The organism is Flavobacterium sp. ALJ2, assembly GCF_015594725.1.
In the GTDB taxonomy this organism is placed as follows: Bacteria; Bacteroidota; Bacteroidia; order Flavobacteriales; family Flavobacteriaceae; genus Flavobacterium.
In genome coordinates this window covers 230,638-246,946 of record NZ_JADNRC010000007.1, presented here as the reverse complement: position 1 = coordinate 246,946, position 16,309 = coordinate 230,638, and the positions used below count along the sequence as shown (strand labels likewise).

Genomic DNA, 16,309 nt, shown 5'->3' with positions numbered 1-16,309 from the left:
TTTATTTCTTTTTTGCTACTGTTTTTTTCGCTACAGCTTTTTTGGCTGCTGGCGCTTTTTTAGTAGCTGTCTTTTTTACTGGGGTTTTCTTAGCTATCATTTCCTGAACCTCAGCCAATGTTAATTTTGTAGCATCAACATCTTTACTCAACTCTATTTTAATTTTACCTTTTGTGATAACTGAACGCCCCCAACGTGCTTTTTCTACCAAGATTCCTTCTTCCTCCCAGTTATGAAGCACTTTATCAATATTTTTCTGAAGTTTATCTTCAATCAAAGCTTCTATGTCTGATTGTGATAAATTATCAAAATCATATTTTTTGCTTACATTAATAAACAATCCATTCCATTTGATAAACGGACCAAAACGCCCCACTCCCTTTTGCACTCCTTCTCCTTTATAAACTGCAATAGGAGCATCAGCAAGTGCTTTTTCATCTATTAACTCTTGTGCTCTGGTAATTGTTACATCTAATGGATCTTCTCCTTTTGGTAACGAAATAAAAACACTTCCGTGACGAATGTATGGACCATAACGTCCATTACTCACTTCCACTTCTTCACCTTTATATTCACCTAAGTTTTTAGGCAATAAAAACAAATTCAAAGCTTCTTCTAGCGTTATGTTTCCAATATTCTGATCAGCCATTAAACTGGCAAATTTTTTATCTTCATCATCTGGTTCTCCAATTTGCGCCATTGGACCAAATTTCCCTAAACGAACTGAAACTGGCCTGCCTGAAACTGGGTCTTTACCCAATATTCTTTCTCCGCTTTCTCTCTCAGCATTCGCCTCTACATCTTTCACATTTGGATGGAATTTATCATAAAACTCCTTCATCATTTGTGCCCAATCAATATTTCCTTCAGCAATTTCGTCAAAATCTTGTTCTACTTTTGCTGTAAAATTATAATCTAATATTGTCCCAAAGTTCTTAACCAAGAAATCTGTAACAATTGTTCCAATATCAGTTGGAACCAACTTTCCTTTATCAGAACCTGTATTTTCCTTAAGCAACTTCTCTCCTACCTTGTTTGATTGTAAAGTAAGTTGTGTATAATTACGTTCTTGTCCGTCAAGATTTCCTTTTTCAACATAATTTCTGTTGATAATAGTCGAAATAGTTGGCGCATAAGTAGAAGGTCGTCCAATTCCCAATTCTTCTAATTTCTTCACCAAAGATGCTTCAGTATAACGTGCTGGCGGTCTTGAATATCTTTCCGTTGCTGTGATGTAGTTATTTATTAATTTCTCATTCACTTTCATTGCTGGCAACATTCCTTCTTGCTCTTCCTCATCGTCATCATGACCTTCAAGATACACCTTTAAGAATCCTTCAAAAAGTAAAACTTCTCCAGATGCTGTAAATATTTCACTATGATTATTAACTTCAATTTTTACATTGGTTCTTTCTAATTGCGCATCACTCATTTGTGAAGCCAATGTTCTTTTCCAAATCAAATCATACAAACGCGCTTGATCTCTGTCAATATTTACGGTATGACGCGACATATCTGTAGGACGAATCGCCTCGTGTGCTTCTTGCGCACCCTTACTCTTGTTTGTAAAAGTTCTCGGTTTTGAGAATTCTTTTCCATACGATTTAATAATTTCAGCCTGAGCCGCATCCATTGCATCTTTAGAAAGATTAACACTATCAGTTCTCATATAAGTAATAAGTCCTGCCTCGTATAAACGTTGTGCTAACTGCATTGTGATTCCAACTGGCAAATATAATTTTCTCGCTGCCTCTTGTTGCAAGGTTGAAGTTGTAAATGGTGCTGTTGGTGATTTTTTGGTAGGTTTCGTTTCTAAATCAGAAACCTTAAATGCAGAACCTATGTTTTTATTTAAAAAATCTTCGGCTTCTTTTTTTGTATTAAAATTTTTAGGCAATTTAGCCTTGAATGTTTTTCCACTTTCATTAGTAAACTCCGCAACAACAGAATAAGATGCTACAGCTTTAAAATTTTGAATTTCACGTTCTCTTTCAACAATTAAACGCACAGAAACTGACTGCACACGTCCTGCTGAGAGACCACCTTTTATTTTTCTCCATAAAACAGGAGACAATTCATATCCTACTAATCTATCTAATACACGACGAGCCTGTTGTGCATTAACCAAATTATAATCTATTTCTCTTGGGTTTTCAATTGCTTTTAGGATAGCCGATTTTGTAATTTCGTGAAAAACAATTCGTTTGGTTTTTTTTGTATCCAATTTCAACTCCTCGGCAAGATGCCATGAAATAGCCTCTCCCTCGCGATCCTCATCACTTGCTAACCAAACCATTTCGGCATTCTTAGATAATGTTTTTAGCTTACTAACCAAAGCTTTTTTATCTGGAGAAACTTCATATTTAGGTTTAAAACCATTCTCTACATCTACACCGATTTCTTTCGAAGGCAAGTCGGCTATATGCCCATAACTTGACTCTACTTGAAAATCACTTCCTAAAAATTTCTCTATCGTTTTTGCCTTTGCAGGTGACTCAACTATTACTAAATTCTTTGCCATTACTCTATTTTTCTGGAACAAAAGTATCTATTTTTTTTAAATATTGCGCTTTAGTAAATTTTAAAAATATTTCAGACTATTAATAAGCACCCAAATACAAACAAAATTACATGCTTTTTCCTACAATACAAATACTCAAATATATCCAAACCATTCACATTATAAAATAACCAAGATAACACACTACCTCCAAAAACTATAATTTCCCAGCTATAACCACATCAATTCCAATTTCTTCCAGTTTAATTTTAGTTTCCGCATCAATACCTTCATCAGTAATAAGCACATCAATTTTATTCAGATTACAAATTTTACCAAAGCCTCTTATATTCATCTTAGTAGAATCCGCAAGCACTATAACCTTTTCTGCTACTTCAATCATAGCCTGATTTAAATGTGCTTCTAAAGCATTTGATGTACTCAAACCGAATCCTAAATGAACACCGTCTGTACCCAGAAATAATTTATTACATGAAAACTGACCCAAAGTTGCTTCGGCAATCGGACCAACTGCTGAAGTAGAACTATTTCGAACATCTCCTCCTAATTGTATCGTATCGATATTTATTTCTTTGCTAAGTTCTAAAGACACTTTTAATGAAGGGGTAAGTACTGTCAGTTTTTGAAATCCAGTAATTATTCGAGATAAATAATGAATATTCGAACCCGAACCTAATATTATATAATCATGCTCACTTATATACTTTAAAGCTTCTTTGGCTATTTGTTTTTTTTGCTCAACCTGCAATGTTTCCTTATCATTAACATCTCTTTCAAAAGCATAAATTGGCTTTTTGCTTGCTCCTCCATGTGTACGATGTAGTAACTTTTCATTTTCTAAAAAATTAAGATCCTTTCGTATGGTTACGGTTGAAACATTATACATTTCACACAAATCAACCACATTTACATATCCTTTCTGATCTAATTCTTTAAGTATATCCTCTTGTCTTCTGTTGATAATAGTCATAATGTCGCTTTAATATTAAGATTCTTCATGGCGAAAGATACAAAAATAAAATAATAAAATAAATTTCACTTTATTTTATTTGGTTTCGTTTAATTTCATTAAGTTTGTTATTCGAAAGCATTTTAAAGAAATACGAAACAAATAAAACCGAACAATGAAACGAACAGAACAATTAGCAAAACTAAAACAAACCTCCGAATGGGATGTAATTGTGATTGGAGGAGGCGCTAGCGGACTAGGAACAGCTCTTGATGCCGCAAGCAGGGGATACAAAACTGTTTTGATTGAAGCAGTAGATTTTGCCAAAGGAACTTCTAGCAGAAGTACTAAATTAGTTCACGGAGGTGTTCGTTATCTAGAACAAGGTGATATTTCTCTAGTAACTGAAGCTTTAAAAGAAAGAGGATTAATGGCTCAAAATGCAGGCCACCTAGTTAAAAATCAGTCTTTCGTTATTCCTAATTACAATTGGTGGGGAGGCTATTTCTACACTATAGGCCTTACTATTTACGACTTACTAGCAGGAAGACTAAGCTTAGGTCGGTCTAAATATATTTCAAAGAAAAAAACCATCGAGCTACTCCCTACTGTTGAGCCTAAAGGCCTTGTAAGTGGCGTTATCTACCAAGATGGTCAATTTGATGATTCCCGTTTAGCTATAAATATTGCACAAACTGCAGTAGAAAATGGCGCTTGTCTTTTAAACTACGCTAAAGTTATTGGCTTATTAAAAAATGACAAAAATCAAGTTACAGGTGTTGAAATAGTTGATCATGAATCGGGTGAAAAATACGAAATAAAAGGTAAAGCAGTAATAAACGCAACGGGAGTCTTCACTAATGCAATAATGAAACTAAACGATACCGTTTACAAAAAATATATTGTTCCAAGTCAAGGAATCCACCTTGTCTTCGATAAATCTTTCTTACCTGGCGATCAAGCATTGATGATACCAAAAACAAGCGATGGAAGAGTTTTATTTGCAGTCCCTTGGCATAATAAAGTAGTAGTTGGAACAACAGATACTTTAATTAAGAAACACAGCTTAGAACCAATTGCATTAGAAACAGAAATTGAATTCGTATTAGAAACTGCACAACGATTCTTAGTTAAAAAACCTACACGTGCAGATGTTTTATCTGTTTTTGCTGGATTAAGACCATTAGCAGCACCAGAAAAAGAAGGAAAAAGTACCAAAGAAGTTTCAAGAAGTCACAAAATAATTGTTTCTGAAACTGGATTGATAACCATAACTGGAGGAAAATGGACTACCTACAGAAAAATTGCTGAAGATATTATAGACAAAGCAATCACAGTACATAGTTTACCAAACGTAAAATGTAAAACAGAGCACATTGCAATTCACGGAAACAAACAAACCGATACAAAAGCTCGAGAAAACCACCTATATATATACGGAACTGATATTCCTAAAATATTAGAATTACAAAATAACGAACCTGAATTAAAAGAAAAATTACATCCAGATTACGACTACACTATGGCAGAAGTAGCTTGGGCTATTCGCTATGAAATGGCAAGAACTATAGATGATGTACTTGCAAGAAGAGTTCGTTTATTATTTCTAGATGCCCGCGCAGCTATTGCTTCTTGTGAAAAAGTTGCTCTATTATTAGCTAAAGAATTAGGTCACGACGAAACATGGACACAAAGACAAATATCAGAATTTAAACATCTTGCAAACGGATTCATTTTATCAGATTTTCAAGAAAAACACCATTAACAGTACATTATTATGGAAAACAAATTTATCCTAACACTAGACCAAGGTACTACCTCCTCTAGAGCCATCATATTCAACCATGATGGCAAAATTGTAAGCAATTCTCAAAAAACGTATGAACAAATCTTTCCAAAACCAGGATGGGTAGAACATGATCCCAATGAAATTTGGTATTCACAAATTAGTGTGGCAGCCGAAGTTATTGCAAAAATGGGAATTTCAGGAAAAGAAATAGCTGCAATCGGAATCACAAATCAACGTGAGACAACGATTGTTTGGGATAGAGAAACCAGCGAACCTTTATACAATGCTATTGTTTGGCAAGATCGTCGAACAGCTAAATATTGCGACGAATTAAAAGCTCAAGGTCTTTCAGACATGATCCAAGAAAAAACTGGATTAAAACTAGATGCTTACTTTTCTGGAACTAAATTAAAATGGATTCTAGACAATGTTGAAGGTGCTCGCGAAAAAGCAGAACAAGGAAAACTATGTTTTGGAACCGTAGATACATGGCTAATCTGGAAACTAACTAGAGGAAAAATGTTTATGACAGATGTTTCTAATGCAAGCAGAACGCTACTAATGAACATTCACACATTAGAATGGGATAACGAATTATTGGAATTATTTAATATTCCGAGAGCAATGCTACCTGAAATAAAACAAAGTAGTGAAATATATGGGGAAACTTGTACAACCTTATTTTCTACAAAAATTCCAATATCTGGTGTAGCTGGAGATCAACAAGCGGCTCTTTTTGGACAACTATGCACCGAGCCCGGAATGGTAAAAAATACTTACGGAACAGGTTGTTTTATGCTAATGAATACTGGAGACAAACCTGTTTATTCTAAAAACAATTTACTTACAACAGTTGCCTGGAAAATAAATGGGAAAACTACTTATGCCCTAGAAGGAAGTGTATTTGTAGGTGGAGCAGCAGTACAATGGCTAAGAGATGGTGCGAAAATGATTAATTCATCGGATGAAATCGAAACTTTAGCAGCAAGTGTACCCGACAATGGCGGCATCTATTTTGTTCCCGCTTTAACAGGATTAGGCGCGCCCTATTGGGATCAATATGCCAGAGGCGCAATTTTCGGTATCACCAGAGGAACAACAAATGCACACATAGCACGTGCAACCTTAGAAGGTATTGCTTACCAAGTATTTGACTTAGCAAAATCAATGGAAGCTGACTTCGGAAATAAAGGAAAAGAATTAAGAGTAGATGGTGGAGCGGTTGTCAATAATTTAATGTTACAATTTCAATCTGATCTATTCGGCTTTAAAGTAATTAGACCTAAAACTCTAGAAACAACAGCATTGGGAGCTGCATACTTAGCTGGACTAGCTGTAGGATACTGGAAAAGCATAGACGAACTGCAAGAACAATGGTCAATTGACCGTGAATTCTCTCCAGAAATGCCAAGAGCAGAAGTAGATAAACTAGTACACAACTGGAACAAAGCTGTTGGACGTACTACAAATTGGATTGAAGATTAGAAGATAAACCAATAAAAACACAAGAAGATGTCACCATTTATTGCAGAAATTATCGGCACAATGCTCGTTATCTTATTAGGTAACGGTGTTGTAGCAAACGTGGTTCTTAAAGGAACAAAAGGAAACAACTCTGGATGGATAGTAATTACTACCGGATGGGCATTTGCTGTCTTTGTAGGCGTAACAGTTGCAGGACCAATTAGTGGTGCACACCTGAATCCTGCGGTAACAATTGGATTAGCTCTCATAGGGAAATTTGCTTGGAGTCAAGTCGCTTCATACATCATTGCTCAATTAATAGGCGCTATGCTAGGCGCATTCTTAGTTTGGCTGTTTCATAAAGACCATTTTTCTATAACCGAAGATGAAGGTTCAAAACTAGCCTGCTTTAGTACAATACCTGCCATTAGAAACAACGTTTCAAATTTGATCAGTGAAATAATCGGAGCTTTTGTTCTTATCTTTGTAATCTTCTACATTGCAGGTCCAGAACTCAGCATAGGTACCGCTACTGACACTAAAATAGGATTAGGCTCCATTGGCGCTTTACCAGTTGCCATTTTAGTATGGGCAATCGGCCTTTCTTTAGGTGGCACTACAGGTTATGCAATTAATCCAGCAAGAGACTTAGGTCCTCGTATCACACACGCTCTGCTTTTTAAAGGAAGTAGCAACTGGGACTACGCATGGATTCCGATTATAGGACCAATCATAGGATCAGGTTTAGCAGCACTCTTATATATGACACTACTTTAATATCTTTTTTTTTTATAAAATAAAAAACCATGAAAAAAACACTATTTTTATCTATAATCTCGATTATAGGGCTAGCTGGACATGCTCAAAAAACAGTCGCTTCAGATAGTAGCTTTATTTCAACAGAAAACACAAAACCATCCCGTTTAGACTTTAATGTTGACTTAAAAACAAGTCACTTATGGAGAGGACTTGTCATTAATGACGGTATGACCGCTACTGGAAATATTCATTATACATTTGATAAAGAAAGAAATTTTACTGTAGGAATATGGGGTGGTGCAGGATTTGATGGAAAATACCGTGAAATAAACTATTATATTCAATATCAAAAAAATAATTTCTCAATTGGATTATGGGATTTATTTAACACTACTGGAATTGAAAATCCTGAAGTGTTTAATTACAATAAACTTACAAGTACACATCTTATAGACTTAAGAACTTCTTATCGCTTCCCAGAATCATTCCCATTGCGAGTAGAAGTTGACATAATACTTTACAGCGGCTTAAAAGACAGAGAGCTGAACAGCGATAACAGCTACAAAAGCAAGTATTCAACTTATACCGAGTTAAGTTATCCAGTCATTAAAAATCAAAAAGTAAATCTAGATGTTTTTTTAGGAGCAGGTTATGCACTTAATGGAGATAAATTTCTATACACAAATAAAGCAGAAAGCAGTTTCGGGATTGTAAATACTGGAATAAAAGCTACCAAAGAAATTTCTGTTTTCAATTATAAACTACCTGTTTCTGCAACCGCAATGTGGAACCCTGAGAACAAAATTGCCCGATTGCAACTAGATGTCAATCTCTTCTAAACTCATTTCGTTTTTTTAATTTGTTTGCTAAAACTCTCTTTATTCCAAAAGAGAGTTTTTTCATGTTACGTAAAATTACAAAACAATGTTAAATCTTCGTCTGACATCTTGTCATAATCACGCAAATAATTGTACATTTGTGCCCTTATTAAAATACACTTTTGAAAGTGCCTTATGGAAAAGATTATTGAAGAAAGTAAACAAGGAGAAAGTCTTGTTTTAGAAAATAAACCTGAGAATACTAAGAAACTCTTTATAGAAAGCTACGGTTGTGCTATGAATTTTTCGGATAGCGAAATTGTAGCTTCAATTTTATCAGATGGTGGCTACAACACAACTTCGGTTCTTGAAGAAGCCGATTTAGTTTTGGTAAACACCTGTTCTATTCGTGACAAAGCTGAACAAACAATTCGTAAACGTTTAGAAAAATACAATGCCGTAAAACGTATTAACCCAAAAATGAAGGTTGGAGTTTTAGGATGTATGGCTGAACGTTTAAAAAGTCAGTTTCTAGAAGAAGAAAAAATAGTAGATCTTGTTGTTGGGCCTGACGCTTACAAAGATTTACCTAATTTATTAAACGAAGTCGAAGAAGGTCGTGATGCGATAAACGTAATTTTATCAAAAGACGAAACCTATGGTGACATTTCACCTGTTCGATTAATGAGCAACGGAATCACAGCTTTAGTTTCAATCACACGTGGTTGTGATAATATGTGTACGTTTTGCGTGGTGCCTTTTACCCGCGGACGTGAACGTAGTCGCGAACCACAGAGTATCATGAATGAGATTCAGGATTTATGGAATAAAGGCTTTAAAGAAATTACACTATTAGGTCAGAACGTAGATAGCTACTTATGGTATGGTGGTGGATTGAAAAAGGATTTTGTTAGTGCATCAGATATGCAAAAAGCAACTGCAGTAAATTTCGACCAATTATTAGAAATGGTAGCTGTGACTTATCCTAAAATGCGTATTCGTTTCTCAACCTCTAATCCACAAGATATGCATGAAAGTGTTTTGCATATTATTGCAAAATATCCTAATATTTGTAAACACATCCATTTACCGGTTCAATCTGGAAGTAACAGAATCTTAAAAGAGATGAACCGCTTGCATACACGTGAGGAATACATGACTTTGATTGACAAAATCAAAACAATAATTCCAAATAGTTCAATATCGCAAGATATGATAGCAGGTTTTCCAACAGAAACAGAGCAAGATCACCAAGATACAATGAGCTTAATGGAATATGTGAAGTACAATTTTGGTTATATGTATTCCTATTCCGAACGCCCTGGAACTTTGGCCGGAAGAAAAATGGAAGATGATGTTACCGAAGAAACTAAAGCTAGAAGATTGCAAGAAATTGTTGATTTACAACAAAAACATGCTTGGTTTCGTTCTGAAGAATTCATAGGACAAACCGTAGAAGTTCTCGTTGAGAAAATTTCAAAAAAATCAACTGAAGAATTCTCTGGAAGAAATTCACAAAGTATTACGGTAGTTTTCCCAAAAGAAAATTATAAAATTGGTGATTTTGTTTTAGTAGAAATCACTTCTTGTACTTCTGGAACGTTAAAAGGAAATGCAGTAGGTTATTCTGAAATGAATTAAAACTTAAATTATACAAATGAAATCAAAGACGTTTGCCTTTCTCGTGCTTTTAGTAATTACAATTTCCTGTAATTCTACAAAAAAAGTTGCCGAACAAAAGCCGACTCCAAATAAATCACTTTTAAAAGTTGATGGAATATATTCTGAAGAACTTGAAAATAATCATCAAAATCTTTATTTTTTTAGTTCCAAAGATAGTTTAGTATATTTTGCAGAGTTAAAAAAACTACCTAAAGATTCTATTAGTAACCTTAAATTTGCCACATCAATCTATGGAAGTTTTACAACAGATAGAAACACAATAAAAATCAAACAGGAATTTTTTAAAACGATAAAAATTAAGGAAAAACGCCCATTTTTATTTTACCTCCTTTACCCAGTTATACCAATAAACTCAAAAAGAAATTGGAATAATCTAAGCGTACTCGATAAAGAAACAATAACAGAAGGTGAAATAAAAGAAAACAGCATAGTTTTAACAAAAGAATATTTAGGAACCAATAAGTTAAATTCTAACAAAAAATCTCAAGCAAAGATTACCCCTAAAAATTCCATGTTAATTTATAATTCTAATCTAAAAGGTACCCTTTCAAAGGACAACCTTAGTACAACTTATTCCGCTTTAATCGTTTCGCATTAGCATTTAAAAGCAATAAAGTAGTATATTTAAGAGATACTAGATATATCGAATTAAAAAAAGTTTAAGTTATTTCGGCTTTTTTAAACTTAAAACCTGAGACAAATAAAAACTTGAAACAAAAATATAAATGGAAACAGTTCAAGCAATAAAACAGCGATTCGAAATTATTGGAAATAACCCTAAGCTTAATCGCGCCATAGAAAAAGCAATTCAGGTAGCGCCAACCGATATTTCGGTGATGGTAACTGGTGAAAGTGGTGTTGGTAAAGAAAGTATTCCAAAAATTATACATTCACTTTCACATAGAAAACATGGGAAATACATTGCTGTAAATTGTGGTGCTATCCCCGAAGGAACTATTGATAGTGAATTATTCGGTCATGAAAAAGGTGCTTTTACAGGCGCTACAAATACACGTGAAGGTTATTTTGAAGTTGCCGATGGTGGAACTATATTCCTCGATGAAGTTGGAGAATTACCACTAACAACACAAGTAAGATTACTTCGTGTACTTGAAAATGGTGAGTTTATAAAAGTAGGTTCTTCACAAGTACAAAAAACTAATGTTAGAATTGTAGCCGCAACCAACGTAAATCTATTCAATGCTATCGAAAAAGGTAAATTTCGTGAGGATTTATACTACCGTCTGAGTACAGTTGAAATCACTTTACCTCCATTACGCGAGCGTAAAGAAGACATTCACTTATTGTTTAGAAAATTCGTATCCGATTTTGCTCATAAATACAAAATGCCTCCATTAAAACTGGATGATGATGCTGTTCAACTGTTACAAAAATTTAGATGGAACGGTAACGTTCGTCAATTACGAAATGTGGCCGAACAAATTTCAGTTCTAGAAACGAATCGTGATATTACACTTGCAACATTACAATCCTACCTACCTACTGAGGGTCCAAATTTACCTTCAGTAATTAATGACAAGAAAAACGATAGCGACTTTAATACCGAAAGAGAGATTTTATACAAAGTCCTTTTTGACATGAAAAGCGATTTGCATGACTTAAAGAAACTTACACTGGAATTAATGCAAAATGGTAGTACAAATGTACAAGAAGCCAATAAAAATTTGATCAAAAAAATATATGGTTCGCAAGAAAATGATAGCGAAATTGATTTTGAAGAAGAACCAAGAACAGCTGTTATGACCACTCCAAATCGGGAAGAACAATACCAGTCTTCAAATGAAGATAATTATTTATTTGCAGAAACAATTGAAGAGGAAGAGGTTTTACGATTAGAGCAAAAAGAAATCGAAATGATTAAAAAATCATTAGAAAAAAACAAAGGAAAACGAAAAGCTGCAGCAGATGAACTAGGAATTTCGGAACGAACTTTGTATAGAAAAATAAAACAATTCGATTTGTAAAATAACACCTCTAAATTGTGAAAAAATTGACAACTAAAACAAATACCTTTAGGCTTTTAAAAAATAAAATGAGAAATATACAGTACCTAATTATAATCGCAATTGTTTTTACATTTAGTAGTTGTTCCGTTTACAACTTTACAGGAACTGGTAAAATAGATGCAAAAACATTTCAAGTAAATTACTTCCAGAACAATGCTGATTTAATTGAACCAGGATTGGATCGTACTTTTACTTTACAATTACAGGATTTAATCCAAAATCAAACCAACCTAAACTTAGTGAGTTCAGGCGGAGATCTAGTCTATGAAGGAGAAATTACTGACTACCGAATTACCCCGATGACTGCAACTGCTGATCAGCAGGCATCACAAAATAGATTAAAAATTCGTGTAAATGTACGATTCACTAATAGAAAGAAAGAAACAGATGATTTTGAAAAATCATTCGAATTTTATTATGATTATCCTGCACAAGATCAACTTATGGGAGCTATAAAGGACACAGCTATTAAAGAAATTCTTGACCGTATTACCCAAGATATATTTAATGAGTCATTGGCAAAATGGTAAAAGTTAATTTGTTAAATCAACTAGTAGACACAATTAATTAAACTAATAAATAATTTCAACGATTAAAGAAAAAAGTAATGAATGTTAACGAATATACTTACCTAATAAATAGACCTGATGCTATTACCGAAAAGCACACAGATGAATTAGGTAATGTATTGAATGAATTCCCTTATTTTCAAAGTGCAAGAGCATTGCGATTAAAAGGCCTTTATAGTCAAAACAGTTTTAAGTATAATTATGCCTTAAAAGTTACTGCCGCACATACAACAGATAGAGCTATTTTATTTGATTTTATAACTTCTGAGAATTTTTTAACCATTCAGAAAGAATATTACGATAAAAAAGCTTTGGCCCTTTTAGATATAACAGTCATTGATAGTGAACACCTTTTGCCTGAGATTGCAATAGCAGAAAAAATAATAGAAAAAGTAGAAACTAGATTTATAGATCCTATTGAGCAATCCATCCTTACTTCAATAAAAGAAGCTTCAATACCAAATATTGAAGTAAATGTAAAAACTACAGAACAGGCCATAAAAACTGCAGAAGAAAATCTAAAATTAGGTAAGCCTCTGGATTTTTCTGCAAAAGAAAAACATTCTTTTCAAGAGTGGCTTCAACTTTCTAGAACAGAGCCTATTGAACGAAAAGAGAAGAAGAAAGAGAATAAACAAGACGTTTCACTTGTTGAAACAGACGCTGTATTAATCGAAATCAACGAAGAAAAAAAGAAGAAAGCTGAATTAATTGACAAGTTCATCGAAACTAGTCCGAAAATTTCTCCTGTAAAATCGACCACAACAGTTGCAGCTAACATTCAGATAGACATCAATAAAGATGATAATTCTTACTTAATGACTGAGACTTTGGCCAAAGTATATTTAGAACAAAAAAAATATACAAAAGCAATACAAGCATATGAAATATTAATTTTGAAATATCCAGAAAAAATTAGTTTCTTTGCAGACCGCATATCAGATATTAAGACATTACAACAAAATAACAATAATAATTAAACAATGAGCACATTTTCAATTTTTTTAGTTTTAATCACAATAGTTTGTTTTCTATTGATCGTAGTAATCATGGTTCAAAACCCTAAAGGCGGAGGATTATCTTCAACAATTAGTGGATCTCAAATGTTAGGTGGCGTACAAAAAACAACTGACTTTTTAGACAAAAGTACTTGGACGTTAGCTACAATCTTAATTTCATTAATCTTACTTTCTAGCTTAAGCTTTACAGGATCATTAAGCGATGTAGAATCTAAACTTATTGAGAAATCTACTACTACAGCTCCAAGCACAACGCCTGTAGCTCCAGTTCAAGAAACACCTGCTGCGACTAATCCAGCAAAATAATATATCCTTTATAAAATATAAAAATGCCAGCCTGTCAAAGCTGGCATTTTTTATAAGAAATAATGTCAGTTTATCCAAGGTGGCATAGTTTCTGAAAGTTTATAAGTAAACAAAATTATAAACATAACATAATTATAAAATCATGACTTTAAACATTAAACCGCTATCAGATCGCGTACTTATTGAGCCAGTTGCAGCAGAAACTAAAACTGCGTCAGGGATTTTTATTCCAGATACTGCCAAAGAAAAACCACAAAAAGGAACTGTTGTAGCAGTAGGAAATGGCACTAAAGACCACAATATGACTGTGAAAATTGGAGATACAGTACTTTATGGTAAATATGCCGGAACTGAATTAAAACATGAAGGAACTGATTATTTGATTATGCGTGAAGATGATATCTTAGCGATCATTTAAAAAAAGCCTCAAGCTTACAGGCTTTAAATCTCATGAATAAAGTATCAGGGGAAAACCTGAAACAACTCAAACCTTAAACTAAATTAAAAGAAATGGCAAAAGATATAAAATTTGATATAGAAGCACGTGACGGATTAAAACGTGGTGTAGATGCATTGGCAAATGCTGTAAAAGTAACTTTAGGACCAAAAGGTCGTAACGTAATCATCGGGAAATCTTTTGGTGGACCAAACGTAACTAAAGATGGTGTTACCGTTGCAAAAGAAATTGAATTAAAAGACCCATTAGAAAACATGGGAGCTCAAATGGTTAAAGAAGTAGCTTCAAAAACTAATGATTTAGCAGGAGACGGTACTACAACTGCTACAGTTTTAGCACAAGCAATCGTAAAAGAAGGTTTGAAAAACGTAGCTGCTGGAGCTAACCCAATGGATTTAAAACGTGGAATTGACAAAGCTGTTGAAACTATCGTTGCAGACTTGGCTAAACAAGCAAAAGTTGTAGGAAGTGATTCAGAAAAAATAAAACAAATTGCATCTATCTCTGCAAATAATGATGAAGTAATTGGTGAGTTAATAGCTACTGCTTTCGCAAAAGTTGGAAAAGAAGGTGTTATTACTGTTGAAGAAGCAAAAGGAACAGATACTTACGTAGATGTTGTAGAAGGAATGCAGTTTGACAGAGGATATCTATCTCCATATTTCGTTACTAATCCTGAAAAAATGGAAGTAGAATTAGAGAACCCATACATCCTTTTGTATGACAAAAAAGTTTCTTCTTTAAAAGAACTTTTACCAGTTCTAGAGCCAGTAGCTCAATCAGGAAAACCATTATTAATTATTGCTGAAGATGTTGATGGCGAAGCTTTATCAACTCTAGTAGTAAATAAATTACGTGGAGCTCTTAAAATTGCTGCTGTAAAAGCACCTGGTTTTGGTGACAGAAGAAAAGCAATGCTTGAAGATATTGCTATCTTAACTGGTGGAACTGTAATCTCTGAAGAAAGAGGGTATACATTAGAAAATACTACAATCGAAATGCTAGGTACTTCTAAAAAAGTAACTATCGATAAAGACAACACTACAATTGTAAGTGGCGCAGGTGAAGCAGACATGATCAAAAATCGTGTAAACCAAATTAAAGGTCAAATGGAAGCTACAACTTCTGATTATGACAAAGAAAAATTACAGGAACGTTTAGCTAAATTAGCTGGTGGTGTTGCTGTTCTTTATGTTGGCGCTGCATCTGAAGTAGAAATGAAAGAGAAAAAAGACAGAGTTGATGATGCATTACATGCTACTCGCGCAGCTGTTGAAGAAGGAATTGTTGCAGGTGGTGGAGTTGCTTTGTTAAGAGCTAAAAATGCTTTAAGCGAAATAAAAGCTGACAATGCTGATGAAGCAACAGGAATCCAAATCGTATCACGTGCAGTAGAAGCGCCATTAAGAACTATCGTTGAAAACGCAGGTCTTGAAGGTTCTGTAGTAGTTGCTAAAGTTGCCGAAGGTAAAGGTGATTTTGGATACAATGCTAAAACTGACGAATATGTAGATATGCTTAAAGCAGGTATTATTGATCCTAAAAAAGTAACTCGTGTAGCTTTAGAAAATGCTGCTTCAGTAGCAGGTATGATTCTAACTACCGAATGTGCGTTGATTGATATTAAAGAAGATAATGCAGGCGGAAACCCAATGGGTGGTGGTATGCCAGGAATGATGTAATACCATTCCTGACTTACAAAAGTCTTGAAATAAAAAATCCGAAGTTTTATAGCTTCGGATTTTTTTTTGCTTTGATTTTAAACCATCTCCTTTTTCTGCAATATAAAACACTACTACCCTTAAATGGATATAATCTTAATTTTGGTCGCTATTCTATTAAAGAAGACAATCCAAACAACTAACGGATTACTTCATGTAATGAATAATTCCATTTTATTCTTAGTAGAAATAAAAAATCCGAAGTTTATTAGCTTCGGATTTTTGTT

The 16,309-nt window shown here is 33.9% G+C and carries 14 protein-coding genes; 12 read left to right on the top strand and 2 right to left on the bottom strand.

Annotated features, from left to right (window positions below):
* Nucleotide 1: 1 nt before the first annotated feature.
* Both topA and IUY40_RS10475 read right to left on the bottom strand, forming a co-directional pair.
* A complete protein-coding gene (gene topA / locus IUY40_RS10480; protein ID WP_195736813.1) occupies nucleotides 2–2,521 on the bottom strand; it encodes a type I DNA topoisomerase in 2,520 nt (839 codons plus the stop codon).
* A 196-nt stretch (nucleotides 2,522–2,717) separates the two neighbouring features.
* Nucleotides 2,718–3,491 (bottom strand): DeoR/GlpR family DNA-binding transcription regulator, encoded by a 774-nt coding sequence (locus IUY40_RS10475; RefSeq protein WP_195736812.1) that lies wholly within the window; start codon nucleotides 3,489–3,491, stop codon nucleotides 2,718–2,720.
* Nucleotides 3,492–3,645: 154 nt separating this feature from the next.
* On the opposite strand from IUY40_RS10475, the gene IUY40_RS10470 reads away from it, so the two are divergent.
* The 12 genes from IUY40_RS10470 (at nucleotide 3,646) to groL (ending at nucleotide 16,043) form a co-directional block, all read left to right on the top strand.
* The gene (locus tag IUY40_RS10470) at nucleotides 3,646–5,235 is read left to right on the top strand and encodes a glycerol-3-phosphate dehydrogenase/oxidase (protein ID WP_195736811.1); all 1,590 of its coding nucleotides are present in this window, start codon (nucleotides 3,646–3,648) and stop codon (nucleotides 5,233–5,235) included.
* A 12-nt stretch (nucleotides 5,236–5,247) separates the two neighbouring features.
* Nucleotides 5,248–6,744: a glycerol kinase GlpK gene (gene glpK, locus IUY40_RS10465; protein WP_195736810.1), complete on the top strand. Its 1,497-nt coding sequence runs from the start codon at nucleotides 5,248–5,250 to the stop codon at nucleotides 6,742–6,744.
* Nucleotides 6,745–6,771: 27 nt separating this feature from the next.
* Nucleotides 6,772–7,500: an MIP/aquaporin family protein gene (locus IUY40_RS10460; RefSeq protein WP_195736809.1), complete on the top strand. Its 729-nt coding sequence runs from the start codon at nucleotides 6,772–6,774 to the stop codon at nucleotides 7,498–7,500.
* Between the two features lie 29 nt (nucleotides 7,501–7,529).
* Nucleotides 7,530–8,321: a hypothetical protein gene (locus tag IUY40_RS10455; protein ID WP_195736808.1), complete on the top strand. Its 792-nt coding sequence runs from the start codon at nucleotides 7,530–7,532 to the stop codon at nucleotides 8,319–8,321.
* 174 nt (nucleotides 8,322–8,495) lie between these two features.
* Entirely contained in the window at nucleotides 8,496–9,941 is a 1,446-nt protein-coding gene (miaB, locus tag IUY40_RS10450) for a tRNA (N6-isopentenyl adenosine(37)-C2)-methylthiotransferase MiaB (protein WP_195736807.1), read from the top strand.
* Between the two features lie 43 nt (nucleotides 9,942–9,984).
* The gene (locus IUY40_RS10445; RefSeq protein WP_195736806.1) at nucleotides 9,985–10,581 is read left to right on the top strand and encodes a hypothetical protein; all 597 of its coding nucleotides are present in this window, start codon (nucleotides 9,985–9,987) and stop codon (nucleotides 10,579–10,581) included.
* A gap of 127 nt (nucleotides 10,582–10,708) precedes the next feature.
* Nucleotides 10,709–11,968: a sigma-54 dependent transcriptional regulator gene (locus IUY40_RS10440; protein ID WP_195736805.1), complete on the top strand. Its 1,260-nt coding sequence runs from the start codon at nucleotides 10,709–10,711 to the stop codon at nucleotides 11,966–11,968.
* A gap of 68 nt (nucleotides 11,969–12,036) precedes the next feature.
* Nucleotides 12,037–12,540, top strand: coding sequence for an LptE family protein (locus IUY40_RS10435; protein WP_195736804.1), 504 nt, complete (start codon nucleotides 12,037–12,039; stop codon nucleotides 12,538–12,540).
* Between the two features lie 77 nt (nucleotides 12,541–12,617).
* Nucleotides 12,618–13,559, top strand: coding sequence for a tetratricopeptide repeat protein (locus tag IUY40_RS10430; RefSeq protein ID WP_195736803.1), 942 nt, complete (start codon nucleotides 12,618–12,620; stop codon nucleotides 13,557–13,559).
* Nucleotides 13,560–13,562: 3 nt separating this feature from the next.
* Nucleotides 13,563–13,904 (top strand): preprotein translocase subunit SecG, encoded by a 342-nt coding sequence (gene secG, locus IUY40_RS10425; protein ID WP_195736802.1) that lies wholly within the window; start codon nucleotides 13,563–13,565, stop codon nucleotides 13,902–13,904.
* A 142-nt stretch (nucleotides 13,905–14,046) separates the two neighbouring features.
* On the top strand, nucleotides 14,047–14,322 hold the full coding sequence (locus tag IUY40_RS10420; RefSeq protein ID WP_195736801.1) for a co-chaperone GroES: 276 nt from the start codon (nucleotides 14,047–14,049) through the stop codon (nucleotides 14,320–14,322).
* 92 nt (nucleotides 14,323–14,414) lie between these two features.
* Complete coding sequence (gene groL, locus IUY40_RS10415) at nucleotides 14,415–16,043, top strand: chaperonin GroEL (protein WP_195736800.1); 1,629 nt, start codon at nucleotides 14,415–14,417, stop codon at nucleotides 16,041–16,043.
* Nucleotides 16,044–16,309 lie beyond the last annotated feature (266 nt).